The 24,872-nt window shown below is 73.7% G+C and carries 21 protein-coding genes and 3 pseudogenes; 15 read left to right on the plus strand and 9 right to left on the minus strand.

The genetic code is table 11. The features are described from left to right. The first annotated feature begins 2 nt into the window (after positions 1 to 2). Genes cbiE through cobC form a run of 5 tightly spaced genes read left to right on the plus strand, consistent with a single transcriptional unit; the run spans position 3 to position 5,490 of the window. Positions 3 to 1,244 carry a precorrin-6y C5,15-methyltransferase (decarboxylating) subunit CbiE gene (gene cbiE, locus ACSU6Z_RS06005; protein WP_437050195.1) on the plus strand — a complete coding sequence of 414 codons (1,242 nt, stop codon included), beginning with the start codon at positions 3 to 5 and terminating at the stop codon, positions 1,242 to 1,244. Beyond that, on the plus strand, positions 1,241 to 2,926 hold the full coding sequence (cobJ, locus tag ACSU6Z_RS06010; protein WP_437043586.1) for a precorrin-3B C(17)-methyltransferase: 1,686 nt from the start codon (positions 1,241 to 1,243) through the stop codon (positions 2,924 to 2,926). Before cbiE ends, cobJ begins: the two co-directional genes overlap by 4 nt. After that, positions 2,923 to 3,528 carry a precorrin-8X methylmutase gene (locus ACSU6Z_RS06015; protein ID WP_437043588.1) on the plus strand — a complete coding sequence of 202 codons (606 nt, stop codon included), beginning with the start codon at positions 2,923 to 2,925 and terminating at the stop codon, positions 3,526 to 3,528. Before cobJ ends, ACSU6Z_RS06015 begins: the two co-directional genes overlap by 4 nt. Then, complete coding sequence (locus ACSU6Z_RS06020; protein ID WP_437043589.1) at positions 3,525 to 4,439, plus strand: sirohydrochlorin chelatase; 915 nt, start codon at positions 3,525 to 3,527, stop codon at positions 4,437 to 4,439. The genes ACSU6Z_RS06015 and ACSU6Z_RS06020 overlap by 4 nt, the downstream gene beginning before the upstream one ends. Next, on the plus strand, positions 4,429 to 5,490 hold the full coding sequence (gene cobC / locus ACSU6Z_RS06025; RefSeq protein WP_437043591.1) for an Rv2231c family pyridoxal phosphate-dependent protein CobC: 1,062 nt from the start codon (positions 4,429 to 4,431) through the stop codon (positions 5,488 to 5,490). The genes ACSU6Z_RS06020 and cobC overlap by 11 nt, the downstream gene beginning before the upstream one ends. A gap of 222 nt (positions 5,491 to 5,712) precedes the next feature. On the opposite strand, the gene ACSU6Z_RS06030 is transcribed toward cobC, so the two are convergent. Next, the gene (locus ACSU6Z_RS06030) at positions 5,713 to 6,804 is read right to left on the minus strand and encodes an amidohydrolase family protein (RefSeq protein ID WP_437043593.1); all 1,092 of its coding nucleotides are present in this window, start codon (positions 6,802 to 6,804) and stop codon (positions 5,713 to 5,715) included. Positions 6,805 to 6,857: 53 nt separating this feature from the next. Here ACSU6Z_RS06030 and ACSU6Z_RS06035 point away from each other — a divergent pair. Further along, positions 6,858 to 7,147: pseudogene (locus tag ACSU6Z_RS06035) on the plus strand (transposase); the annotation flags it as partial. 151 nt (positions 7,148 to 7,298) lie between these two features. Here the strand turns inward: ACSU6Z_RS06035 and ACSU6Z_RS06040 are convergent. Next, positions 7,299 to 8,489, minus strand: a complete 1,191-nt coding sequence (locus ACSU6Z_RS06040; protein ID WP_437043595.1) for an MFS transporter — start codon at positions 8,487 to 8,489, stop codon at positions 7,299 to 7,301. Between the two features lie 123 nt (positions 8,490 to 8,612). Next, on the minus strand, positions 8,613 to 9,209 hold the full coding sequence (locus tag ACSU6Z_RS06045) for a TetR/AcrR family transcriptional regulator (RefSeq protein WP_437043596.1): 597 nt from the start codon (positions 9,207 to 9,209) through the stop codon (positions 8,613 to 8,615). Positions 9,210 to 9,495: 286 nt separating this feature from the next. Here ACSU6Z_RS06045 and ACSU6Z_RS06050 point away from each other — a divergent pair. The 7 genes and pseudogenes from ACSU6Z_RS06050 to thpD form a co-directional block, all read left to right on the plus strand. After that, positions 9,496 to 9,802: pseudogene (locus tag ACSU6Z_RS06050) on the plus strand (transposase); the annotation flags it as partial. Then, a pseudogene (locus ACSU6Z_RS06055) lies at positions 9,761 to 9,940 on the plus strand (hypothetical protein); the annotation flags it as partial. The pseudogenes ACSU6Z_RS06050 and ACSU6Z_RS06055, both read left to right, overlap by 42 nt. A gap of 196 nt (positions 9,941 to 10,136) precedes the next feature. Continuing rightward, positions 10,137 to 11,237, plus strand: coding sequence for a pyridoxal-phosphate-dependent aminotransferase family protein (locus ACSU6Z_RS06060; protein WP_437043598.1), 1,101 nt, complete (start codon positions 10,137 to 10,139; stop codon positions 11,235 to 11,237). Positions 11,238 to 11,580: 343 nt separating this feature from the next. Next, positions 11,581 to 12,096, plus strand: coding sequence for a diaminobutyrate acetyltransferase (ectA, locus tag ACSU6Z_RS06065; RefSeq protein ID WP_437043601.1), 516 nt, complete (start codon positions 11,581 to 11,583; stop codon positions 12,094 to 12,096). Between the two features lie 104 nt (positions 12,097 to 12,200). Beyond that, on the plus strand, positions 12,201 to 13,472 hold the full coding sequence (gene ectB, locus ACSU6Z_RS06070; protein ID WP_437043603.1) for a diaminobutyrate--2-oxoglutarate transaminase: 1,272 nt from the start codon (positions 12,201 to 12,203) through the stop codon (positions 13,470 to 13,472). A 59-nt stretch (positions 13,473 to 13,531) separates the two neighbouring features. Continuing rightward, complete coding sequence (locus tag ACSU6Z_RS06075; RefSeq protein ID WP_437043604.1) at positions 13,532 to 13,930, plus strand: ectoine synthase; 399 nt, start codon at positions 13,532 to 13,534, stop codon at positions 13,928 to 13,930. Positions 13,931 to 13,936: 6 nt separating this feature from the next. Beyond that, positions 13,937 to 14,833 (plus strand): ectoine hydroxylase, encoded by an 897-nt coding sequence (gene thpD / locus ACSU6Z_RS06080; RefSeq protein WP_437043606.1) that lies wholly within the window; start codon positions 13,937 to 13,939, stop codon positions 14,831 to 14,833. Positions 14,834 to 14,913: 80 nt separating this feature from the next. Here thpD and ACSU6Z_RS06085 read toward each other — a convergent pair whose 3' ends face one another. The 3 genes from ACSU6Z_RS06085 to ACSU6Z_RS06095 all read right to left on the minus strand — a co-directional run bounded on the left by ACSU6Z_RS06085 (position 14,914) and on the right by ACSU6Z_RS06095 (position 18,537). After that, positions 14,914 to 15,957, minus strand: a complete 1,044-nt coding sequence (locus ACSU6Z_RS06085) for an aminotransferase class V-fold PLP-dependent enzyme (RefSeq protein ID WP_437043608.1) — start codon at positions 15,955 to 15,957, stop codon at positions 14,914 to 14,916. Between the two features lie 96 nt (positions 15,958 to 16,053). Then, positions 16,054 to 16,767 carry a DsbA family oxidoreductase gene (locus tag ACSU6Z_RS06090; protein WP_437043610.1) on the minus strand — a complete coding sequence of 238 codons (714 nt, stop codon included), beginning with the start codon at positions 16,765 to 16,767 and terminating at the stop codon, positions 16,054 to 16,056. Between the two features lie 240 nt (positions 16,768 to 17,007). Further along, positions 17,008 to 18,537 (minus strand): aldehyde dehydrogenase (NADP(+)), encoded by a 1,530-nt coding sequence (locus tag ACSU6Z_RS06095; RefSeq protein ID WP_437043611.1) that lies wholly within the window; start codon positions 18,535 to 18,537, stop codon positions 17,008 to 17,010. Positions 18,538 to 18,696: 159 nt separating this feature from the next. On the opposite strand from ACSU6Z_RS06095, the gene ACSU6Z_RS06100 reads away from it, so the two are divergent. Beyond that, positions 18,697 to 19,470, plus strand: a complete 774-nt coding sequence (locus ACSU6Z_RS06100; protein ID WP_437043612.1) for an IclR family transcriptional regulator — start codon at positions 18,697 to 18,699, stop codon at positions 19,468 to 19,470. Positions 19,471 to 19,760: 290 nt separating this feature from the next. Then, on the plus strand, positions 19,761 to 21,218 hold the full coding sequence (locus ACSU6Z_RS06105) for a peptidoglycan D,D-transpeptidase FtsI family protein (RefSeq protein ID WP_437043614.1): 1,458 nt from the start codon (positions 19,761 to 19,763) through the stop codon (positions 21,216 to 21,218). 55 nt (positions 21,219 to 21,273) lie between these two features. Here ACSU6Z_RS06105 and ACSU6Z_RS06110 read toward each other — a convergent pair whose 3' ends face one another. The 3 genes from ACSU6Z_RS06110 to ACSU6Z_RS06120 form a co-directional block, all read right to left on the minus strand. After that, entirely contained in the window at positions 21,274 to 22,335 is a 1,062-nt protein-coding gene (locus ACSU6Z_RS06110) for a dienelactone hydrolase family protein (protein WP_437043616.1), read from the minus strand. Then, positions 22,322 to 23,431 (minus strand): pectinesterase family protein, encoded by a 1,110-nt coding sequence (locus tag ACSU6Z_RS06115; protein ID WP_437043618.1) that lies wholly within the window; start codon positions 23,429 to 23,431, stop codon positions 22,322 to 22,324. Before ACSU6Z_RS06115 ends, ACSU6Z_RS06110 begins: the two co-directional genes overlap by 14 nt. A 111-nt stretch (positions 23,432 to 23,542) precedes the next feature. Next, the gene (locus ACSU6Z_RS06120; RefSeq protein ID WP_437043620.1) at positions 23,543 to 24,868 is read right to left on the minus strand and encodes a pectate lyase family protein; all 1,326 of its coding nucleotides are present in this window, start codon (positions 24,866 to 24,868) and stop codon (positions 23,543 to 23,545) included. Between the last annotated feature and the right edge of the window lie 4 nt (positions 24,869 to 24,872).

Raw genomic sequence — 24,872 nt, forward strand, 5'->3', positions numbered from 1 at the left:
CGGTGATCACCGTCGTCGGCACGGGGACGGGGGCGGCGCGCGCCGAGGACGTCGCCGGGGCGGACCTCGTCGTCGGCGGGCGGCGGCACCTGGACGCCGTACCGCTGCCCGAGACGGCCGAGCGGGTGGTGCTCGGGCCGCTGGCGCCCGCGCTGGAGACCGTCGCGCGGTACGTGGCACGGGACCGGCGGGTCGTGGTGCTGGCCTCCGGCGATCCGGGGTTCTTCGGGATCGTGCGGGCGCTGGCCGAGCGGTTCGGCGCCGAGCGGCTGGAGGTGCGGCCCGGGGTGTCGTCCGTGGCCGCGGCGTTCGCGCGGGCCGGGCTGCCGTGGGAGGACGCCGTGGTGGTCAGCGCGCACGGGCGCGACCTGCGCACGGCGGTCGCCGTGTGCCGGGCCCGGCCGAAGGTCGCCGTGCTGACCGGGCCGGGCGCCGGTCCGGCGGAGCTCGGGGCGGCGCTGGAGGACACCGGGCGGGTCCTGGTGGTCGCCTCCGCGCTGGGCGACCCCCGGCGGGAGCGGGTGGAGCGGGTGACGCCCGCCGAGGCCGCCGCCCGCGACTGGGGCGGCGCGGTCAGCGTCGTGCTGTGCCTGGACGAGGCGCGGGCGCTGGGACCGGTGCGGACGGTGGCGGGGCCGGACGCCGGGCCCGCCGGGTGGGCGCTCGCGGAGTCCGCGTTCGCCCACCGCGACTCGATGATCACCAAGTTCGAGGTGCGGGCGCTGGCCCTGGCCCGGCTCGGACCCCGCCTCGGCGACCTGGTCTGGGACGTCGGCGCGGGCTCCGGCTCGGTGGCCGTGGAGTGCGCGCGGCTCGGTGCCGCCGCCGTCGCCGTGGAGAAGACCGCCGACGGCGTGGAGCGGATCCGCGCCAACGCCGCCGCGCACGGCGTGGACGTGCGCGTGGTGCACGGGCAGGCGCCGGACGCCCTGTCCGGCCTGTCCCCCCTCGACGACCCGGACGCCGTGTTCGTCGGCGGCGGCGGCAGCGAGTTGCCCGCCGTCGTGGCGGCGTGCGCGCGGCGGGCCCGGCGCACGGTGGTCGTGGCGATGGCCGCGCTCGACCGGGTGCCGGCCGCGCGCGGCGCGCTCACCGCCGCCGGGTTCGACTGCGACGGCGTGCTGCTGCAGTCGTCGCGGCTCGCGCCGCTGCCGGGGGACGTGACCCGGCTCGCGGCGACCAACCCCGTCTTCCTGCTGTGGGGCACGCGGCCCCACGCCCGTACCGAAGGAGTTCCCCAGTGATCGGCCTCATCTCCGCCACCGCGGCGGGAGCGGCTGCCCGGGACCGGCTGGCCGCGGCCTGGCCGGACCGCACGCGTGTGTACGACGGTCCCGTCGCGGACGCCGTACGGACCGCGTTCGCCCAGTGCGAGCAGCTCGTGTGCTTCCTGGCCACGGGTGCCGTGGTCCGGCTGGTGGCGCCGCTGCTCGGGGACAAGCGGACCGACCCCGGTGTGGTGTGCGTCGACGAGGGCGGGCGGTTCGCCGTGTCGCTGGTCGGCGGGCACGGCGGTGGCGCCAACGATCTCGCGCGCGCGGTGGGCGAGGTGCTGGGCGCGCAGCCGGTGGTGACGACGGCGACGGACGCGGCCGGCCTGCCCGGCCTGGACACCCTCGGCCTGCCGGTGGAGGGCGATGTCGCCGCCGTGTCGCGGGCCCTGCTCGACGGCGAACCGGTCGCCCTGCGGTCCGAGGTGAACTGGCCGCTGCCGCCGCTGCCGGTCGCCGACGACGGCCCGTACACCGTCCGGGTGACGGACCGGCTGGTCGAGCCCGCCGAGCGGGAGGTGGTGCTGCGCCCGCCGACCCTGGTCGTGGGCGTCGGCGCCTCCAGGGGCGCGCCCGCCGAGGAGGTGCTCGCCCTGATCGAGGACGCCCTGCGGGACGCCGGTCTGTCCGCGGCGTCGCTCGCCGAACTGGCCACCGTGGACGCCAAGGCCCAGGAGCCGGGGATCGTCCGGGCCGCCGAACGGCTCGGGGTGCCCCTGGTGACGTACTCCGCGCGGGAACTGGCGGACGTGGCGGTGCCCAATCCGTCCGACGCGCCGCTCGCCGCCGTCGGCACCCCCTCGGTCGCGGAGGCGGCGGCCCTGCTGCGCGGGGGCGAACTCCTCGTCCCCAAGCGGAAGTCGGCCGCCTCCCCCGCGATGGCGACCTGTGCCGTCGCGCGGCGGCCGGGGCGCGGGCGGCTCGCGGTGGTCGGGCTCGGGCCGGGCGCCCGCGACCTGCTCACACCGCGCGCGAAGGCGGAGCTGCGGCGCGCGTCGGTGCTGGTCGGGCTGGACCAGTACGTCGACCAGATCCGCGACCTGCTGCGGCCCGGCACCCGCGTCCTGGAGTCCGGGCTCGGCGCCGAGGAGGAGCGGGCCCGCACGGCCGTGGCCGAGGCGCGGCGCGGGCACGCCGTGGCGCTGATCGGCAGCGGGGACGCGGGCGTGTACGCCATGGCCTCGCCCGCGCTCGCCGAGGCGTCCGACGACATCGACGTGGTCGGTGTGCCGGGCGTGACGGCGGCGCTCGCGGCCGGGGCGGTCCTGGGGGCTCCGCTGGGCCACGACCACGTCTCGATCAGCCTGTCCGACCTGCACACGCCGTGGGAGGTCATCGAGCGGCGGGTGCGGGCGGCGGCCGAGGCCGACCTCGTCGTGACGTTCTACAACCCGCGCAGCCGGGGCCGCGACTGGCAGTTGCCCAAGGCGCTCGCGATCCTCGCCGGGCACCGGGAGCCGGCGACGCCGGTCGGTGTCGTCCGCAACGCCTCGCGGCCCGACGAGTCCAGCCGGGTCACGACGCTCGCCGCGCTGGACCCGGCGACGGTCGACATGATGACGGTCGTGACGGTGGGCAACACCGCGACCCGCGAGATCGCGGGCCGCATGGTGACGCCGCGCGGCTACCGCTGGCAGGAGGGACCCACCCCGTGAACCGTGTCGTGCACCCCATCGAGCAGGAGTCCTTCCGGCGGCTGCGCGCCCGCCTGGACACCTCGCGCTTCCCGCCGCTGACGCGGGCGGTGGTGGAGCGGGTCATCCACTCCGCGGCCGACCTGGAGTACGCGGACGACCTCGTGATGGCCGAGGACGACCTGGTGGCGGCGCACGCGGCGCTGCACGCCGGGGCGCCCGTCGTCGTGGACGTGGAGATGGTCGCGGCCGGGATCACGCGCCGCGAGACCGTGTGCCGGCTGAGGGACGCCGTCGCGGGCCCCGGCCTGACCCGGTCCGCCCACGCCATGCGGCTGGCGTACGAGCAGGTCGGCCCCGGCGCGCTGTGGGTGATCGGCTGCGCGCCGACCGCGCTGGAGGAGTTGCTGACCCTGGACGCCTCCCCCGCGCTCGTCATCGGGCTGCCCGTCGGTTTCGTCGGCGCGGCCGAGTCCAAGGCGGCGCTGCGCGCCAGCGGACTGCCCGCCGTCAGCAACGTGTCCGAGAAGGGCGGCTCGGCGGTGGCCGCCGCCGCGCTCAACGCCCTGCTGTACCACCCCGTTTCCCCCGCGGAGCCGGAAGAACCCGAGGAGAACCTGTGACCACCCCGCCCGCCCTGCTCATCGCCGGCCACGGCACCCGGGACGACGCCGGAGCCGAGGCGTTCCGCGACTTCGTGCGGGAGCTGGGGCGCCGCCACCCCGAGCTGCCCGTCGCCGGCGGCTTCATCGAGCTGTCCCCGCCGCCGCTGGGCGAGGCCGTCGCCGCACTGGTCGAGCAGGGGGTGCGCCGGTTCGCCGCCGTGCCGCTGATGCTGGTGGCCGCCGGGCACGCCAAGGGCGACATCCCGGCGGCGCTGGCCCGCGAGAAGGAGCGCCACCCGGGCATCTCGTACACGTACGGACGTCCGCTGGGTCCGCACCCGGCGCTGCTGGACGTGCTCCAGCGGCGGCTGGACGAGGCGGTCGACCCCTCCTGGGACCGGTCCGAGGTGACGGTGCTGCTGGTGGGGCGCGGGTCGACGGACCCGGACGCCAACGCCGAGGTGTTCAAGGCGGCGCGGCTGCTGTGGGAGGGCCGCGGGTACGCGGGCGTGGAGACGGCGTTCGTGTCGCTGGCGGCGCCGGACGTGCCGAGCGGCCTGGACCGGTGCGCGAGGCTGGGCGCCGGGCGGATCGTGGTCCTGCCGTACTTCCTGTTCACCGGCATCCTGCCGGACCGGGTGCGGCGGCAGACCGAGGAGTGGGCCGCCGCGCACCCGGGTACCGAGGTGCGGTCCGCGGACGTGATCGGGCCCGAGCCGGAGCTGCTGGACCTGGTGTGGGAGCGGTACGAGGAGGCCGTCGGGGGTGATCTGCGGATGAACTGCGACTCCTGCGTGTACCGGATCGCGCTGCCCGGTTTCGAGGACAAGGTGGGGCTGCCGCAGCAGCCGCACTTCCACCCCGACGACGACGGCCACCACCACGGGCACCACCACGGCCACGGGCACGCGCACTCCCATGCGCACTGACGGCGACGACGGCGGCCACGACCTGCGGCACCACGGGGACGCCGAGGTCCGCGACGGCGGCTTCGCGCTGGTGGACCTCGCGGTCAACGTGCGCGCGGGCACGCCGCCGGACTGGCTGCTCGCCCGCCTCGCCGACTCGCTCGGCTCCCTCGCGGCCTACCCGGACGGGCGGGCCGCGCGGGCGGCGGTGGCGGCGCGGCACGGGCTGCCGGTGGAGCGGGTGCTGCTGACGGCCGGGGCGGCGGAGGCGTTCGTGCTGCTGGCGCGGGCCCTGAAGGTGTCCCGGCCGGTCGTGGTGCATCCGCAGTTCACGGAGCCGGAGGCGGCGCTGCGGGACGCGGGGCACGCGGTCGGCCGGGTGGTGCTGCGGGAGGCGGACGGCTTCCGGCTCGACCCGGCGGCCGTGCCCGAGGACGCCGACCTGGTGGTCGTCGGCAACCCGACCAACCCGACGTCCGTGCTGCACCCCGCCGACGCGATCACCGCCCTCGCCCGTCCCGGGCGGACGCTGGTGGTGGACGAGGCGTTCATGGACGCGGTGCCGGACGAGCGGGAGGCCCTGGCCGGGCGCACGGACGTGCCGGGACTGGTGGTGCTGCGCAGCCTGACCAAGACGTGGGGGCTGGCCGGGCTGCGGATCGGGTACGTGCTGGCGGCGCCGGAGACGGTCGCGGAGCTGGAACGGGCCCAGCCGCTGTGGCCGGTGTCCACGCCCGCCCTCGCGGCGGCCGAGGCGTGCGTGGGGCCGCGGGCGCTGGCGGAGGCCGCCCGCGCGGCCCGCCGCATCGCCGCCGACCGGGCGCACCTCGTCGCCGGGCTCGGGGAACTGGCCCCCGCGGGGCTGCGGGTGACCGGGCCCGCCGAGGGTCCCTTCGTCCTCGTCCGGCTGCCGGAGGCCGCCGCCGTGCGGCACCGGCTGCGCGGCCTGGGGTACGCGGTCCGGCGCGGGGACACCTTCCCGGGGCTCGGCGCGCAGTGGCTGCGGCTGGCGGTCCGGGACCGGGCGACGACGGACGGCTTCCTGGCGGCGCTGCGGCGGGCGATGGGCTGAACCGGTGGGCGGCGCCCTGCGGGCGGGGCCGGTGGGCGGCGCCCCGCGGGCGGGGCCGGTGGGCGACGGCGGTCGGCGACGGCCCGCGGGGGTGAGGCGGCGAGCGGCGGCGGCCCGCCGGGGAACCACCGGCGTCGCGGGGGCACCTCGCTCCATCGCGACGCTCCGGCGAGCGCGTGCGAGTGGAGCGGCACGGGTGCTCCCCGGCGCCACGCGCGTCGGCTACCCGACGATCCGCCCGTTCAGCACCACCCGGCGCGGAGCGGCGAGCACGCGCACGTCCGCGCGCGGGTCCTCGTCGTAGACCACCAGGTCCGCCGGGGCGCCCTCCTCCAGGCCGGGGCGGCCCAGCCACTCCCGGGCGGCCCAGGTCGTCGCCGACAGCGCCCGCAGCGGGGGGATGCCGGCGGTGACGAGTTCCGCGACCTCGGCCGCCGCCAGGCCGTGCGGGAGGGCGCCGCCCGCGTCGGTGCCGACGAAGACGGGGATGCCGGCGTCGTAGGCGCTGCGCACGGTGTCGTAGCGGCGCTCGTGCAGTCGGCGCATGTGGGCCGACCAGCGGGGGAACCTGGCCTCTCCGCCGTCGGCGAGCCGCGGGAAGGTGGCGATGTTGACGAGGGTGGGGACGATGGCGACGCCCCGCTCGGCGAACAGGGGGATGGTGTCGTCCGTCAGGCCGGTGGCGTGCTCGACGCAGTCGATGCCGGCCTCGACCAGGTCGCGCAGGGAGTCCTCGGCGAAGCAGTGGGCGGTGACGCGGGCGCCCAGGCGGTGGGCCTCGGCGATGGCCGCCCGGACCGCCTCGCGGGGCCAGCAGGCCGACAGGTCGCCGAGGTCGCGGTCGATCCAGTCGCCGACCAGCTTCACCCAGCCGTCGCCGCGCCGGGCCTCCCGGGCGACGTACGCGACGAGCTCCTCCGGCTCGATCTCCCAGGCGTAGTTGCGGATGTAGCGGCGGGTGCGGGCGATGTGCCGGCCGGCCCGGATGATCTTCGGGAGGTCCTCGCGGGCGTCGGTCCAGCGGGTGTCGGAGGGCGAGCCCGCGTCGCGGATCAGGAGGGTGCCCGCGTCGCGGTCGGTCAGCGCCTGCTTCTCGGCGACGTCCCGCTCGACCGCGCCGTGCCGGTCGAGGCCGACGTGGCAGTGCGCGTCGACCAGGCCGGGCAGCGCCCAGCCCTCGACGGTGCGGACGTCTCCGGCCGCGGCGGGACGGTCGTACGAGATCCGGCCGCCGACCACCCACAGCTCGTCGCGGACGTCCTCCGGCCCGACGAGCACCCGCCCCTTCACGTGCAGCACCGCGCGATCGCTCATGTCCCGCACCTTAGAGGTAGTTGCAATTGGTGTGATCGGTGGTCCGCGTATCCGTGACGATCGTGGAACGTTTGGTCCCCGATGGGCTGTGGGAGTTGTGCCAGCGCGTGGTGCCGGTAGCACCGGTCCGGCCACAAGGCGGTGGCCGGACCGGTGCTACGGCGACCGGGGGGTTTTGGCAGCAATCATGTCCGTGGCTACCTCCGGCTGTACCTGGCGACGGACTCCGGAGACGTTCGGACCGTCCTGGTCGACCGTGTACCGACGGTTCACCGAGTGGAGCAGGGCTCGGGCCTGGGCCAAGCCGCACCGGCTGGTGCTGGACGGACTCGGCCGGGGGGACACCGGTGGACTGGTGAGCGCACCGTGAGCCGGCCGGGCGGCTTCCGTCGGTTGCACCGCCGTTACGAGCGCAAGGCCGAGCACTTCCTCGCCTTCACCGCATTGCCGTGGCCGTCATCTGCTACCGCCGCCTTGCCGGGTGACGCAATGGCTCACACTCGTTCTGTCTGCTCGGCAGGGCGCGGAGAGGCAAGGCCTGTTGCGGGGGCGGAGCGGCGGGCGAGCTCGGGCAGGACTGTGGCCAGGCCCAGCAGTGCCATGGCCGCGCCGAGCCAGAGCGGGGCGCGCAGCCCCCAGGCGTCGATAGCGACGGCCCCGGTGGAGGAGCCGAGGATGATGCCGAGGGTGATGAAGGAGGAGTGGACGGTGTTGACCAGCGGGCCGGCGTTTCCGGTGCGCTGGACGCGGGTCACCATGGCCGGGTTCATGGTGACGCCGACCAGGCCGATGCCCATCATGCAGATGACGGCCGGCACGGGCAGGTCGGCGAGGATGGCGAAGCCGGTCAGAAACACGGCGTTGAGAGCGAGGCCGATGGCGAGGACAGGGTTGGTGTGGCGGTCGGCGAAGCGGCCGACGATGTTGTTGCCGACGACGGTGGCGGCGCCGTAGGCGATCAGCAGGAGGGGGATGGTGCCGGTGGAGAAGCCGGTGAGGTCGGTGAGGATGGGGTTGAAGTAGCTGAAGGCGGAGAAGGTGGCGCCGATGATGAGCGTGCTGGTGGACAGCACCAGCCACAGCTTGGGCTTCTTGAAGACGCCGACCTCCTGCCGGAAGCCGCCGCCGCCCATGGCGCGCTCGATGCGGGGCACGCCGAACCAGGTGGCCACGGCGGCGATCACGGCGATGAGGCCGATGGTCCAGAACGCCGCGCGCCACCCGAAGCGCTCGCCGACCAGGGTGGAGACGGGCAGTCCGAGCAGGGTGCCGAGCATGAGGCCGTTCATCGCGACGGCGATCGCACGGCCGCGGATCTCGGGGCGGGTGATCTGGGCGCACATCGAGATGCCCACGCCGAAGAAGGCCTGTGAGGCGATGCCGGTGATGATCCGCGCGGCCATCATCGTGGAGTAGCCGGTCGCGGTGGCAGCCAGGAGGTTACCCGCCAGGAAGATGGCGAACAGCGCCATCAGTGCCGTCCGCGGCATAAGTTTTATGAGAGCCACGGTGAGGAACGGCCCGCCGGCCGCCATGGCCACCGCGAACGCGGTGATGAGGTATCCGATCTGCGGGATGGTCGCGTTCAGGCCGTCGGCCATCTGCGGCATCAGTCCGGCGACCACGAACTCGCTGGTCACCATGGCGAAGATGCCGAGTGCCAGGACGTACACGGCACGGGGCACGGTCTTGTCTCCTCGGGGTGGACGCCACCCGGCGTGGGGGCCGGGTGGCGTGGTGACGAAGGGTTATGGATTGGTCAGTTCAAAACATGGACATGTGTAGGCATCGCCCGGGTGGCGCGCGGGTCAGTGGGTCAGTGCGTCGAGGGCGACTTCGGCGATCGACTCCAATGCGGTCCGGTCGGCCCCGCCCTGGCTGGAGATGCGCATGCCTCCGATCGCCGCGTTGACGAAGCGGGCCAGCGCTCCGGCCTCCCGCCGGGAGGTGATGCTGCCGTCACGGCGGCCTTCCTCGATCACCGCGCGCAGCGCCGCGAGCCTGCGGGCCGTGTCGCGCTCCAGCAGTTCCGCCGCCCGGCTGTCGCGAGCGGCTAGTTCGACTGTGGTGTTCACGGTCAGGCAACCAAGGCCGCGGCCGCCGACACGGCGCTCGGCCTCGCCGTCGATGACCATGGCGAACAGGCCGCGGATGCGGTCGGCGGCACGGCGCCGCGTGTCCTCCAGGACGGCCAGCTGGGCGGTGGTCATGGTGTCGATGTAATGGGCCAGCGCACGCTCGAACAGGTCGTGCTTGCTCTTGAACGTGTTGTAAATGCTGCTGCGCCCCAGCCCGGTGGCTTCACACAGGTCCTGGGTGGAAGTGGCCTCGTAGCCCTTCTCCCAGAACGTATGCATCGCCGCGTCCAGGGCCCGTTCCTCGTCGAACATCCGCGGTCGGGCCATGCCGCCAGCTTAGCTATTTTGAATCGATCGTTGCAATACATGCTTGCAAGCCTCCCGCTCACCACCACCTGAGGCCCACGGTGCGGAGCGAGCCGGCGGGACCGCCCGGCCCCTCATCGAAGCCCCTCCTCCTGGACGCGACGCCCCTGCAGCCATCCCCTCGCCAAGCGCAACGGCGTCCAAGCGGGCGGTTCGTGAGTCTTTGGGTGGTCCTGCTGTCGCCTGGTGGTGTGGCGGCAGGGCGGAATCCGCCGGTCCATGGGTGCTGATCTGGTGATGTGACCGGGTGAGTGAACGCAAGCCGTACCCGAGTGACTTGCCGGACGAGCAGTGGTCATCGATCGAACCGGCGATCACCACGTGGAAGGACCGGCACCGCTCGGTCAGCGGCCACCAGGGCGCCTACGGCATGCGGAAGATCGTGAACGCGATCCTCCACCAGGGGCGAACCGGCTGCCAGTGGGCTTATCCCCCGCACGACCCGCCGCCCAGGAACGCGACGTACCACCACTTCGCCGCCTGGCGAGACGACGGCACCGATCAGGTCATCCATGAACTCCCGCGCTGCCGGGTCCGTGAACGCGCCGGCCGAGGAGGAGGCGCCCGCCGCGGCCGTCGTGCCGCGGCGGAAGCCGGTGGGGCCGCGCCGGGCGGTGCCCCACCGGGACGACGCGGCCGGGGTCGGGGTGTTGCCGGTGGACTACCAGGCGTTGATGGCCGCCGCCCTGGAGCAGGTCACCCGATCCAGGACGCCGTTCGCACCGGACCGAGCACACGACCGGACAGGGAACGGCCGGTCAGACGGTGGGTGAGGGGGTGCCGGAAGGGCCGGTCCCGGACGTCCGGCCGCGGGGGCGCCGCGGGCTGCGGCTAGTCTCGGACCCGTCCGTTTCCGCACCACCTGCCGTGAGCGAAGAGAGCACCGCCGTGACCCACCCCTTCCTGGACCTCGCCCCCTTGAGCGCCGACCGCTTCGCCTCGATCGAGGACCGGGTGGCGCGGCTGCTCGGCACCGCTCAGGAAGTCGTGATCATGCAGGGCGAGGCACTGCTGCCGCTGGAGGGCGCGATCCGCGGGACGGCCGGTCCCGGCACCACCGCGCTGAACGTGATCACCGGGCCGTACGGCCGGACCTTCGGCGACTGGCTGCGGGACTGCGGGGCCACGGTGCACGACCTCGCCGTCCCGTTCCACACGGCGGTCACCGCCGACCAGGTCCGCCAGGCCCTCGCCGCGCATCCGGAGATCGACTTCGTCTCCCTGGTGCACGCGGAGGCGGCCACCGGCAACACCAACCCGGTCGCGGAGATCGGCGAGGTGGTGCGGGAGCACGGCGCGCTGTTCTACCTGGACGCGGTCGCCTCCGTCGGGGCCGAGCCGGTGCTGCCGGACGCGTGGGGCGTGGACCTGTGCGTGATCGGGGCGCAGAAGGCGATGGGCGGTCCCGCCGGGGTGTCGGCGGTGTCGGTGAGTCAGCGGGCGTGGGCCCGGATGGCGGCCAACCCTCGGGCACCGCGCCGCTCCTACCTCTCCCTGCTGGACTGGAAGGAGCGCTGGATCGACGGCGGGCGCAGGGCACTGCCGCACGCGCCGGCGCAGCTGGAGATGCTGGCGCTGGAGGCGTGCGTGGAGCGGATCGAGGCCGAGGGGCTGGAGTCGGTGATGGCGCGGCACGCGTCGGCCGCGGCGGCCACCCGGGCCGGGGCGCTCGCGCTGGGCGGCGGCCTGGAGCCGTACGTGTACGACGCCCGGGACGCGGCGCCGGTCGCCACCACGCTGCGGACCCCCTCGGGGGTGGTCGCCTCGGAGCTGGTGGCGCGGGCCCTGCGGTCCGACCCCGCGCTGCCGCTGGCGGCGGGCGGGGGCGCGCTGGCCGCGGAGATGATCCGCGTGAACCACTACGGGCCGGACGCCACGCCCGGGGCCGTGCAGGGCAGTCTGGCGGCGCTGGGCTCGGCGCTGGCCGAGCAGGGGCTGGACGTGGACCTGGAATCCGCCCGGCGGGCCGTGGAGGAGGCCTGGAAGTAGGCCCGGCCACACCGAATTCACGGCAATTTCGGAATTCACCCGGAGCACAATTCCACAATTCTTTTCGGGGTAGCTTCCCGTCTTCTCCTGCCCACTCCTCCCGAGGCTAAACGCGTGGATTAGGTGAACACCGATCGACGCGGTCCGGGCGGATCTTGTGAAGGCGGCGCGCGTGTGACGCGTTACACATAGCGTTCGTTTTGCCCGTTAATTTCCGGACAGAACACCCCATATATCCGGCTCGTCGCGCAGGCGTCACGCCCGCGCGATAACACGAAACGCGCCTGTACGTAACCCCGCCCGGCGATGCGATTTCATTTTCCGCTGGGTAAATTCATTTCGCATGACTGCCGCACAAGCAGACCTGCAGATCGACTCTCCGACGGTGGCGGACGGAGCCGCGCTGTGGCGGATGGCCAGGGATTCGAAGGTCCTCGACCTGAACTCGTCGTACAGCTATCTGCTGTGGTGCCGGGACTTCGCCGCCACGTCGGCCGTCGCCCGTGACGAGCGCGGGGAGGCGGTCGGCTTCGTCACCGGCTACGTGCGGCCGGACCGCCCCGACACGCTGCTGGTGTGGCAGGTGGCGGTGGACGAGGCCCGTCGCGGGCGCGGGATCGCCGCCGCGCTGCTCGACGGGCTGGCCGCGCGGACCGTCGCGGAGCGCGGGCTGTCCGCCGTGGAGACCACCATCACGCCGGGCAACACCGCCTCCGAGCGGCTGTTCACCTCGTTCGCCGAGCGTCACGGCGCCCGGCTGGAGCGCGAGGAGCTGTTCGGCACGGCCCTGTTCCCCGACGGCCCGCACGAGCCCGAGGTCCTGTACCGCATCGGCCCCCTGTCCGCCTCCTCCTTCTGATCCGTCGTACCCAGTCCCCCCTTCACCCCGGCATCGCACCGGTTCCCCTTCGTCCGTGCCGGGCTTCCTCCCACCGACCCTCACCCGACGAGGAGCGATCCGACGTGACCATCACCCAGCCCGACCTGAGCGTCTTCGAGACCGTGGAGTCCGAGGTGCGCAGCTACTGCCGCGGCTGGCCCACCGTCTTCGACCGCGCGCAGGGCAGCCGCATGTACGACGAGGACGGCCGCGCGTACCTGGACTTCTTCGCCGGCGCCGGCTCACTCAACTACGGCCACAACAACCCGGTCCTGAAACGGGCGCTGATCGACTACCTGGAGCGGGACGGCGTCACACACGGGCTCGACATGTCGACCACCGCCAAACGCGCCTTCCTGGAATCCTTCCAGGACTTCGTCCTGCGCCCCCGCGACCTGCCGTACAAGGTCATGTTCCCGGGGCCGACCGGCACCAACGCCGTGGAGGCCGCGCTGAAGCTGGCCCGGAAGGTGAAGGGGCGCGAGTCGATCGTGTCGTTCACCAACGCCTTCCACGGGATGTCGCTGGGCTCGCTCGCCGTGACCGGCAACGCCTTCAAGCGGGCCGGCGCCGGTGTCCCGCTGGTGCACGGCACGCCGATGCCCTTCGACCACTACCTCGACGGCCGGGTGCCGGACTTCCTGTGGTTCGAACGGCTCCTGGAGGACCAGGGCTCGGGCCTCAACCACCCGGCCGCCGTGATCGTCGAGACCGTGCAGGGCGAGGGCGGCATCAACGTCGCCCGGCCCGAGTGGCTGCGCTCCCTCGCCGAGCTGTGCGAGCGGCGGGACATGCTGCTGATCGTCGACGACATCCAGATGGGCTGCGGCCGCACCGGCGCGTTCTTCTCCTTCGAGGAGGCCGGCATCACGCCGGACATCGTCACCGTCTCCAAGTCGATCAGCGGCTACGGACTGCCCATGTCGCTGTGCCTGTTCAAGCCCGAGCTGGACGTGTGGGAGCCGGGCGAGCACAACGGCACCTTCCGCGGCAACAACCCCGCGTTCGTCACCGCCACCGCCGCGCTCGGCGCCTACTGGGCCGACGGCGCGGCGATGGAGAAGCAGACCCGCACGCGCGGCGAGCAGGTCGAGCAGGGCCTGATCGCCATCACCGAGGAGAACCTCGCCGACGTCAAGGAGTACCGGGGCCGCGGCCTGGTGTGGGGCCTGGAGTTCCACGACAAGGAGCGGGCGGGCCGCGTCGCCCGGCGCGCCTTCGAACTCGGCCTGCTGATCGAGACGTCCGGCCCCGAGAGCGAGGTCGTCAAGCTGCTCCCGGCCCTCACCATCACGCCCGAGGAGCTGGACGAGGGGATGGAGACCCTCGCCCGCGCGGTCCGCGAGACCGCCTGAACCCCGGTCCCCGACCGCGCACCCCCACGTATCCCCCACCTAGGAGGCATCGCAGCACCGTGATCGTCCGTTCGTTCAAGGAGATCGAAGGCACCGACCGGCACGTGAAGGCCGCGTCCGGCACCTGGGAGAGCAAGCGCATCGTCCTCGCCAAGGAGAAGGTCGGCTTCTCCCTGCACGAGACGATCCTGTACGCGGGTACGGAAACGGACATGTGGTACGCGAACCACATCGAGGCCGTCGTCTGCACCAAGGGCGACGCCGAGCTGACCGACCGCGAGACCGGGGAGACGTACCACATCACCCCGGGGACCATGTACCTCCTCGACGGCCACGAGCGGCACACGCTCAAGGTCAAGGAGGACTTCCACTGCATCTGCGTCTTCAACCCGCCCGTGACCGGACGGGAGGACCACGACGAGAACGGCGTCTACCCCCTGCTCACCGAGGAGGTGTGAGTCACCGTGACCACGACCGCGACCGTCACCGACCTCTACCCCAGCCGCGGCACCGCGGAGGTGTCCGTCCCCCGGCAGGACCCGGTGGTCTGGGGCGCCCCGGACACGCCCGGCCCGATCGCGCCGGCCGACCTGCTGTCCTATGAGCGCGACGGCTTCCTCGCCGTCGACCAGCTCATCGGCCCGGACGAGGTGGACGTCTACCGGCGGGAGCTGGACCGGCTGGTGAGCGACCCGGGGATCCGCGCCGACGAGCGCTCGATCGTCGAACCGAAGTCGAAGGAGATCCGGTCCGTCTTCGAGGTCCACAGGATCAGCGAGGTCTTCGCGGGCCTGGTGCGCGACGAGCGGGTCGTGGGCCGGGCGCGGCAGATCCTCGGCTCGGACGTGTACGTCCACCAGTCGCGGATCAACGTCAAGCCGGGCTTCGGCGCCAGCGGGTTCTACTGGCACTCGGACTTCGAGACCTGGCACGCCGAGGACGGGCTGCCCCGCATGCGCACGGTGTCGGTGTCGATCGCGCTGACCGAGAACCACGACACCAACGGCGGGCTCATGATCATGCCGGGGTCGCACAAGACGTTCCTCGGCTGTGCGGGCGCCACGCCGAAGGACAACTACAAGAAGTCGCTGCAGATGCAGGACGCGGGCACGCCGTCCGACGAGGCGCTGACCGAGATGGCCTCCGCGTACGGCATCAGGCTGTTCACCGGCAGGGCCGGGTCGGCGACCTGGTTCGACTGCAACGCCATGCACGGCTCGGGCGACAACATCACGCCGTTCCCGCGCAGCAACGTCTTCATCGTGTTCAACAGCGTGGAGAACACGGCGGTGGAGCCGTTCGCGGCGCCGGTGCGGCGGCCGGAGTTCATCGGGGCGCGGGACTTCACCCCGGTGCGGTGAGCGTGTGAGACGGCCACCGGGCCGGTGCCTTCCCCCTGCGGGACGCGGAGGCACCGGCCCGGCCGTGCGGACGGGGCGCCCTACAGGGCGTCCAGCAGCCGGTCGACGTCCTGCGCCGTGTTGTACACGTGGAACGCGGCCCGCAGGTTGCCCGCCCGGTCGGAGACCTGGATGCCGGCCCGGCCCAGCTCCTCCCGCCGGTGGCCGAGGCCGGGCACGGAGACGATCGCCGAACCGGGCGCGGCCACCGGCTCGTGGCCCAGTGAGGCCAGTCCGTCGCGGAACCGGTCGGCGAGCGCGAGGTCGTGGGCGTGCACGGCGTCCACGCCGAGCTCCTCCACCAGTGCCAGGGACTGCCGGGCGCCGGTGTACGACAGCAGCGCCGGGCTCTCGTCGTACCGGCGTGCCGAGCGGGCGAGTTCGGCCACCGGGCCGTAGGTGCTGTCCCAGGGGCGCTCGCCGGCGGCCCAGCCCGCGAACAGCGGCGTCAGACCGCCGAGGTCCTCGGGAACGACGAGGAAGGCGACGCCGCGGGGGCAGAACACCCACTTGTAGGCGACCACGGCGACGTAGTCGAAGTCGCCGGCGGCGAGCGGCAGCCAGCCGGCCGACTGCGAGGCGTCGACGAGCGTCCGCGCCCCGTGCGCCCGGGCGGCGTCGCGCAGCGCGGCCAGGTCGGCGATCCGCCCGTCGGCGGACTGTACGGAGCTGACGGCGACGAGGGCGGTGTCCGGGCCGACCGACTCGGCGATCAGCTCCAGCGGCACGGCCCGCACCTTCAGGTCGCCGCGCATGTGGAAGGGGTTGACCAGGGAGCTGAAGTCCCCCTCGGCGGTGAGGACTTCGGCGCCCGCGGGCAGCGAGGCCGCGATCAGGCCGCTGTAGACGGCGACCGACGCCCCGGCGGCGACGCGGGTGGCGGGGACACCGGCGATCCGGGCGAAGGCGGCCCGGGACGCCTCCACGTCGGCGAACAGGTCGGACGGCTCCCCCGCCGCCGCGGACGCCATGGCGTCCCGCATGGCGACGACGGTGCGGGCGGGCAGCAGACCCAGAGCGGCGGTGTTGAGGTAGGTGTTCCTCGGGGCGAACTCGGCGCGGACGAGGCTGTCGAAGGTCTCCATGCCCTTACTGTGCGGCTTCCCGGGACCCCGGTCCATGCCTCCGTCTCGCGCGTTCCCCCCCCAGCGGGGCTTGTACGGGGCGTTCCGTCCGCGGGTTCAGCCCCGCTCGGGCACCGCGCAGCCGTCGGGGCCGCAGGCGTCGCCGCCGCCGTCGACCATCGTCAGCGGGGACCGCGCCTGCCAGGCCCGGCCGAGGGCCTGCGCGAAGACCTCGACGGGCTGGGCGCCGGAGACGCCGTACGCCCGGTCCAGGACGAAGAACGGAACGCCCCGCGCGCCGAGTTCGGCGGCCTCCCGCTCGTCGGCGCGGACGTCGTCGGCGTAGGCGGCGGGGTCGGCGAGCACCGCGCGGGCGGCACCGGCGTCCAGCCCGGCGGCGGCGGCGAGTTCGACCAGCCGCTCGTCGTCGGCGAAGACGGACCGCTCCTCGGCGAAGTTGGCCCGGTACAGGGCGTCCAGGAGCGCCTCCTGCCTCCCCTCGGTCTTGGCGAAGTGCAGCAGGCGGTGCATGTCGAAGGTGCTGCCGTGGTCCCGGCCGCGGGTGCGGTACGGCAGGCCCTCGGCGGCGGCCTGTGCCCCGAGGTTGTCCTCGCCGGCCTGGGCCTGGGCCTCGCTCATGCCGTACTTGGCGGTGAGCATCGTCAGCACCGGCTGGACGTCGTCCTTGGCGCGGCCGGGGTCCAGTTCGAAGGAGCGGTGCACCACCTCGACGCCGTCGCGGTGCGGGAAGGCCGCCAGCGCCTTGTCGAAGCGGGCCTTGCCCACGTAGCACCAGGGGCAGGCGATGTCGCTCCAGATCTCGACGCGCATGTCTCGGCTCTTCTCCCGGGGATCGTACGGGCGCGGAGAACCTCTCCGCGCCCGTAGGTGAACGTTCAAGCGTCCGGTGGCATTCCCGGACGGCTCGGGAGACGGCGGGGGGTGGCCAGGCGGGTGTACTGCGCGCGGCAGGCGCTCGGAGCGAGTCCGGTGCGGCGGACCGGATGGGCGCGGAACGGGCCGGCGGGAGGCGGCCCGACGGGGGCCCGGCGGACCGGGCCCCCGCGGGGGTCAGCGCTCCAGCCGCCCGTCGAACCGCCGGGGCAGCCCCAGCGGGTTGTCGTCCCGCAGCTCCGGCGGCAGCAGCGCCTCCGGCGCGTTCTGGTAGACCACCGGCCGCAGCCACCGCTCGATGGCCGTGCCGCCCACCGACGTGGACGTGGAGGTCGTCGCCGGGTAGGGGCCGCCGTGGTGCTGGGCGGGCGCCACCGCGACCCCGGTGGGCCAGCCGTTGACGAGCACGCGCCCGGCCAGCGGGGTGAGCTCGGCGAGGATCTCGGCGCCCCGGCCCTGCCCCGCGGCCTCCCCCTCGGAGAGGTGGACGGTCGCGGTGAGGTTGCCGGGCAGGCGGGTGAGGACGGAGCGGACCTCGCCCTCGTCCTCGTAGCGGGCCACCACGGTGACCGGGCCGAAGCACTCCTCCAGCAGCAGGTCGTGCTCGCCCTCCTCGGCCAGCCGGCTCGCCGGCACGGCCAGGAAGCCGGCGCTGACGGTGTGCTCGTCGCCCGCGCCCGGGGTCACCGGCGCCTCGACGTCGGGCAGCTGGGCGCGCTCGGCGACGCCGGCGACGAAGTTGTCGCGCATGCGGTGGTCGAGGAGGACCCCGGCGCCGGTGCCGGCGACACCGTCGGCCAGGGACTTCACCAGGCGGTCGCCCGCGTCGCCGGAGGGGACGAGGACCAGGCCGGGCTTCACGCAGAACTGGCCGACGCCCAGCGTCATGGAGCCGGCCAGCCCCGAGCCGATCTCCTCGGCGCGCTCGGCCGCGGCGGCCTCGGTGACGACGACCGGGTTCAGGGAGCCCAGCTCGCCGTGGAAGGGGATCGGGACCGGGCGGGCGGCGGCCGCGTCGAAGAGGGCGCGGCCGCCGCGGACGGAGCCGGTGAAGCCGGCCGCGGCGATCAGCGGGTGCTTGATCAGCTCGATGCCCGCCTCGAAGCCGTGCACCAGACCCACGACGGCCTCGGGGACGCCGTGCCGGGCGGCGGCCCGGCGCAGCACCGCGGCGACCTGCTCGGACAGGGCCGGGTGGTCGGGGTGGGCCTTGACCACGACCGGGCAGCCCGCCGCGAGCGCGCTCGCGGTGTCGCCGCCGGGGACGGAGAAGGCGAAGGGGAAGTTGGAGGCGGAGTAGACGGCGACGACGCCGAGGGGCACCTTGTAGCGGCGCAGGTCCGGGACGGGCGGGGTCGCGGTGTCGTCGGGGTGGTCGATGACCACGTCGAGGAAGGCGCCCTCGTCGACGATGTCCGCGAAGGCCCGCAGCTGGTAGCAGGTGCGGGCGAGTTCGCCGGTCAGGCGGACCGTGCCGAGCGCGGTCTCGGCGTCGGCGGTCTCGACGAGGCCGTCCTTGGCCGCCTCCAGTTCCTCGGCCGCGGCGCGCAGGAACGCCGCGCGGACGCCGCGGTCGGCGAGGGCGCCGCGCGCGTCGTGCGCGGCGCGGACGGCGGCGTCCACCTCCTGGGCCGTGGCCTCCACCGCAACCTGTTCACGCTGCTTCCCGGTTCGGGGGTCGACACTCCAGACTGGTGCTGCTGCCACGCGGGCCCTCCCTCTGATGCCGCATGCGAGTCGCATGCATGCCGCAGGATGTACGTCATCCATCAGGGACGTTCGATATACTGAACGCTGTCTCTGATGATGAATGGCTGTTCGGAGACTATATCTCCAGCTTCCCGTCGAACGAAGGGGTCAACGGCGATGGCGGCAGGCGAGACAGGCGGCGGGGCGCAGGTCAAGTCCGCGGTGCGGACGGTGGAACTGCTCGAATACTTCGCCGGGCGCCCCGGGATGCACTCCCTGGCGGCGGTCCAGGAGGCCGTCGGCTACCCCAAGTCCAGCCTGTACATGCTGCTGCGCACCCTCGTGGAGCTGGGCTGGGTGGAGACGGACGCGACGGGCACGCGGTACGGCATCGGCGTACGGGCGCTGCTGGTGGGCACCTCCTACATCGACGGCGACGAGGTGGTCGCGGCGGCCCGTCCGACGCTGGACCGCCTCTCGGACGACACCACCGAGACCATCCACCTCGCCCGCCTGGACGGCACCAACGTCGTCTACCTCGCCACCCGCCAGTCCCAGCACTACCTGCGGCCCTTCACCCGGGTCGGCCGCCGGCTGCCCGCGCACTCCACCTCCCTCGGCAAGGCGATCCTGGCCACCTGCTCCGACGAGCAGGTCCGCAAGATGCTCCCCGAGACGCTCCCGGCGCTGACCGAGAACACCATCACCGACCGGGAGGAGCTCATCGAGGAGCTGCACCAGGTACGGGAGCAGGGCTTCGCCGTGGACCGCGAGGAGAACACGCTGGGGCTGCGCTGCTTCGGCGTGGCGATCCCCTACCGCACCCCCGCGCGGGACGCGATCAGCTGCTCGGTGCCGGTGGCGCGGCTGACGCCCGCGCACGAGCAGACGGTGAAGGACGCGCTGTTCGACGCGCGTGACCGGCTGACGCTGGCGACCCGGAGGCTCTGACCGGCGCGGGTGGCGCCGCGCGCCCTGCCGGCCGAGGTGCCCGAGCGCCCGCTGTACGCGCGCGGCGGGTGCCGGAGAAGTGCGGGTTCCGCCTCACCGCCCGGACGCGGGGGTTCGCCCGGGCCCGCGGTGCGGGGAACCGACGAGGTCGCGCCGGCGCCGGAGGGCCGAGCGGCACCTCCGGGGCGACCGGCCGGACACCCCGGACACCGGCGGCTTCCATGAACGGATGATGAGAAATCCGGCCGGAAGGGAACGTTCCACCCTCGTCCGTTCGTCCTGTCGGCGGGATGAACACGACGATCAGGCGCGCATCGGTCTTCACGCTGCTCCTGGTGCTCGCCCTGCTGGTCAGGGCGACCTGGGTGCAGTTCTACCAAGGCCAGGCACTCGCGGACGACAAGGACAACCGGCGCAATGCGATCAAGACGTACGCGGAGCCGCTGGGGGACATCATCGTGGCCGGGGAGGCGGTCACCGGTTCGGCCCGGACGGAGGGCGGCGACCTCGCGTACAAGCGGACGTACGGGAACGGCGAGCTGTACGCGGCGGTGACGGGCTACGCCTCGCAGGCCTACGCGCCCACCCAGCTGGAGGGCATCTACGCCGACCTGCTCAACGGCACGGACAACCGGCTGAAGACCGTGATGGACACGGTCACCGGAAAGCGGGCCGACCCGGGCCACGTGGTCACGACGATCGACCCGGACGTGCAGCGGGCCGGGTACGAGGCGCTCGGGGGCAAGAAGGGCGCGGCCGTCGCGATCGACCCGAAGACGGGCAGGATCCTCGCGGTCGTCTCGACGCCGTCGTACGACCCCTCGGCGCTGACCGACGCCAACACCGCCGGGACGGCGTGGAAACGGCTCAACGCCGACCCGGACAAGCCGCTCACCAACCGGGCGCTGCGCCAGCCGCTGCCACCGGGCTCGACGTTCAAGCTGGTGGTCGCGGCGGCGGCGCTGGAGGACGGGCTGTACTCGTCGGTGGACCAGCCCACCGACAGCCCCGACCCCTACCGGCTGCCGGGCACGGTCCGGGACCTGACCAACGAGAACCCCAGCGCCCCGTGCGAGAACGCCACGATCCGCACCGCGCTCCAGTACTCCTGCAACAACGTCTTCGCCAAGATGGCGGTCGCCCTGGGCCAGGACAAGGTGAGGGCGATGGCGGAGAAGTTCGGGTTCAACGACGAGACGCAGGACGTGCCGGTGCGCGCGTACCCCAGCGTCTACCCGTCCGGCATGAACGACTCCGAGACCGCCCTGACGGGCATCGGCCAGTTCGACGTGACGGCGACCCCGCTGCAGATGGCCATGGTCTCCGCGGCCCTCGCCAACGGCGGCGAGCTGGTCTCCCCGCACATGGTGGCGCAGATCACCGACGGCAACGGCGACGTGCTGGAGGACTACGACGACGGCGCGGAGACGAAGCGGATCGTCGGTTCCGCCACCGCCGAGCAGCTGGAGTCGGCGATGCGGACGGTGGTGGAGGAGGGCACGGGCTCCAACGCGCAGATCGCGGGCGCGACCGTCGGCGGCAAGACGGGCACGGCCCAGCACGGCGAGAACAACAGCAAGACGCCGTACGCCTGGTTCACCTCGTACGCCACCTCGGACTCCACCGGCGAGGAGGTCGCCGTGGCGGTCCTGGTCGAGCAGTCGGACGCGGCCCGCTCCGAGGTCAGCGGCAACGGGCTGGCGGCGCCGGTGGCCAAGGCGATGATGGAGGCGGCGCTGAAGGGCTAGAACCGCCGGCCTCCCGGGCGGGGCGGCGGTGGCCCGCGGCCGGGTTGCGGCCGCGTCACGCAGCGGCGTCCAGCCAGGCGAGGACCTCCTCCTGCATGCGGACGGTGAAGTCGTGGCCGGCTGCCGGCCACAGCTCCGTGCGCAGCCGCTCCCCCGCGTGGAGGGAGCCCCACACGGCGCGCAGCCTGGCGTGCGCGGCCCGCACGCCCTCGGGGGTGAACAGCGGGTCCCGCCCGCCGTTGAGGAACAGCATCGGCTTGGGGGCGGCGAGGGACGCCACGTCCGGGATGTCCAGGTACCGGGCGAGCCCGGGGTGGAGCATGTGGAACGCCGACTGGCCGCGCAGGGTGTTGTTGCCGGGCACCGTCAACCCCTTCAGCCCGGTCATCCAGCACACGCTCGCCGCGGCCGTGACGGCGTCGCTGAGGGCGGCGGCCTGCCAGGCGCGGTAGCCGCCCAGGGAGAAGCCGAGGGCCGCGACCCGCCGGGCGTCCACCCGGTCCAGCCCGGCGAGGAAGGCGGCGGCCCGCTCGTCCTCGCGGGCCAGCAGACCGGCGAGCGAACTGCCGAGGTGGTAGAGGTTGCTCGCCAGTGCCTGCTGCCGCTCGTAGACGAGGGGGCCGCGCTCTCCCCAGCCGAGGGCGTCCAGGCAGAGCACCACGTGGCCGCGCCGGGCGAGTTCGTCGCCGAGGAAGCGCCCGCCGTAGCACTGCCGCGTCCACTGGCGGGCGGAGGCGAGGCGGGTGTCGTCGTACCAGGGCCGGACCAGTTTCTCCTTGCCGATGTCGAACCGGGAGCCGTGGTCGTGCAGGAGGAGGACGGCCGGGAAGGGGCCGGTGCCGTGCGGGGTGAGCAGGACGCCGGGGACGCGTTCGTAGCGGGTGAGGGAGACGGTCACCCGCTCCCGCGTGTAGCCGTCGGCCTCCGCGCGGTCGGTGAACTCCGGGGCGTACGGGGTGCCGTCCTGCCGGTCGACGAGGAGCAGTTCCTCGACCTTGGCGCGGGCGGCGCGCCGCCAGGTGCCGAAGTCGCGGATCGGCGAGGTGCCCCAGGCGAGCGGGAAGCGCAGCTCGTCCCTCAGCGCCCAATGGAAGCCGGGGAGGTCACCGGCGAGCATAGGGCCGCCAGTCCCCCAGGTACGCCTCGCGGGTGTGCGCCGCCGCCTCGGCACGGTCGAGCTGGGGCCGGTTCTCCGGGACGGTGATCGAGGCGCCGGGGCCGGTGTTGCGGTACTCCGCGAAGCGCATGCTCTGCCAGGGGTGGGCGTCGCGCATGTTGGCGTAGGGCGCGACCGCGTCGATGCCGGGGCCGAGGTGGGTGTCGCGGACGGTGAGCATGGGGTGGGCGGTGGGATCGGAGCTGGGCACCCAGGGACGGGCCAGCTTGTAGAAGCCGTCGGGGGCCTCGCTGGTGATGCGGCTCCTCGTCACCAGGTAGCCGCGCGGGTTGGCGCCCGCGGTGGAGGGCGCGAAGACGAAGCCGTAGGGGGCGCCGGACAGGTCGGTGCGGTCCAGGGTGCGGAAGTGGCAGTGCTCGAAGACGGCGGTGGCCCGGCCGAAGACGAAGTCGACGTCGCCCTCGGCGTAGCAGTGGGCGAAGTACTGGCGGGCGAAGGCGCCCAGGTCGCGGGTGTCGGCGTACAGGGTGTCCTGGTGGCCGAGGAAGCGGCAGTGGTGGAAGGCGGAGCGGTCGCCCTGCACCTTGAGGGCGACGGCCTGGGTGCCGGTCGTGCCGGGGTGGTCGGCGCGCAGCCAGTCGTTGGCGAAGGTGATCCGGTGGGCGGTGAAGCCGTCGGCCTGCACGGTGACGGTGGCCGAGCCGCTGGTGCCGTACGTGCCGCCGCCGGGCCTGGGGGTGCCGGCCGCGTTGTCGTACACGATCACGACGTCGCGGGGGTCCTCACCGGCGCCGATCCAGGTGGCCCCGGTGCGGCCGGCGTCGACGGAGACCGTCTCCCGGTAGGTGCCGGGGGCGATCACCAGGGTCCGGCCGCTGCCGGTCGCCGCGGTCACGGCGGCCTGGACGGAGGTGAAGTCGCCGCGGCCGTGCGGATCGACGTACAGGGTGCCGGGGGTGAGCCGGGCGGCCGGGGAGCCGTACCGCCCGAAGGGGCGGGGACGGGCCGCGGCGGGGACGGCGGCGAGGCCGAGCGCGGCGCCGGCGCCGGCGCCGGCCAGGAGGAGGCTTCTGCGGGAGAGGGGAGGGCGGTGCATGGGTGTGCTCCTTCGGGGGTGCGCGGGTGCGGGACCGGCGGTGGAACCGGTGGCCGGGGCCGGTGGGCCGGGGCGGTGCGGGCGCCCCGGCCCGGTCGGGGTGACCCGGCGTCAGCGCAGGCGGCCGGCGCCCGCGCCGTGGCCGACGATCGCGGGGACCGCCTTGGCCGGGTGGACCGTGGTGCGCAGGGTGGGGGTCCAGCCCGCACCCGACTGGAGGGTCTCCTGCGGGATCTCCGCGTTGTGCACGGCGATCAGGTCGACGGTGCGGCCGTTGACGCGGTTGTGCGCGGCGGTGACCGGCGCCTCGCTCCACTTCTTCAGGACCTTCGCGGGACTGATCCCCTCGGGCAGCGTGAAGGCGTTGTGCTCGGCGACGAGCCGGGACTCCTTGCCGATGCCGAAGCTGTAGGAGTACGACGCGTCGGCCACGAAGTGGTTGTTGTACGAGTCGACCTGGCCGAAGCGGATGCGGGGCGCGCGCTCGACGAGGTTCTCGAACAGGTTGTGGTGGAAGGTGACCTTCAGGTGCCCGCGGTCGACGGCGGCGGCGGACTCGCCGTCGCTGTTGCCGATCAGGATGGTCTTGTCGTGGTCGGCGAAGACGTTCCAGGAGGCGGTGACGTGGTCGGCGCCGCGCACGACGTCCAGCTGGCCGTCGTGCTGCTGGTAGAGCATGCCGAAGTAGGTCGGTGCCGCGCGGTCGGGGTGCTCGCCGTCGGTGAAGGTGTTGTGGTCCAGCCAGACGTGGGTGGAGCCGTACACGACGGCGCTGTCGTACTCGGAGTTCCAGTTGCCCTTGCTGCCGTCGGTGGGGTCCCACTGCGGGAAGCAGTCCAGGGGGCTCTCGAAGGTGAGGTTGCGGACGATGACGTTGTCCACGCCCTTGATCTGGAGGCTGGCGCCCTTGAAGCCGGCGCCGCGGCCGACGCCGATGATCGTGGTGTTGGCGGGGACGTTCGCCTTGATGGCCCGGTCCTGGCGGGCGGCGGAGGCGCGGCGCAGGCCCTCGGGGCTGTCGGCGGGCTCGCCGCTCAGGTCGGTGTCCAGGCCCCACTTCTCGGGTGCGTACTTCTCCAGGTAGGCGTCGAAGTCGTAGCCGGGCACGGCGAAGGCGTCGCAGCCGTCGGCGGCCGCGTCGATGGTGCCCTTCACCTTGATGATCTTCGGTGCGCTGCCGCCGGCGGCGAGGGCGGCCTTGAACCCGTCCCAGGTGGTGACGGTGTACACGTGCTCGGCGTCGGCGGCGGCACCGCCGGTGGTGCCGGTGCCGTGGGAGGCCCAGCCGTCGTTCGCCGGGAGGGTCTGGCGGGCGGGGTCGCGGGCGCCGTCCCGGGCCTGGGCGGCGGTGCCGGTCAGGGCCAGCACGAGGGCGGTGCAGCCGGCCAGCACCACACCCTTCCTTATTACATGGGCATGACACACAGATCCGTTCACGGTG

It is taken from the genome of Streptomyces sp. enrichment culture (genome assembly GCF_964273145.1).
Classification (GTDB): domain Bacteria; phylum Actinomycetota; class Actinomycetes; order Streptomycetales; family Streptomycetaceae; genus Streptomyces.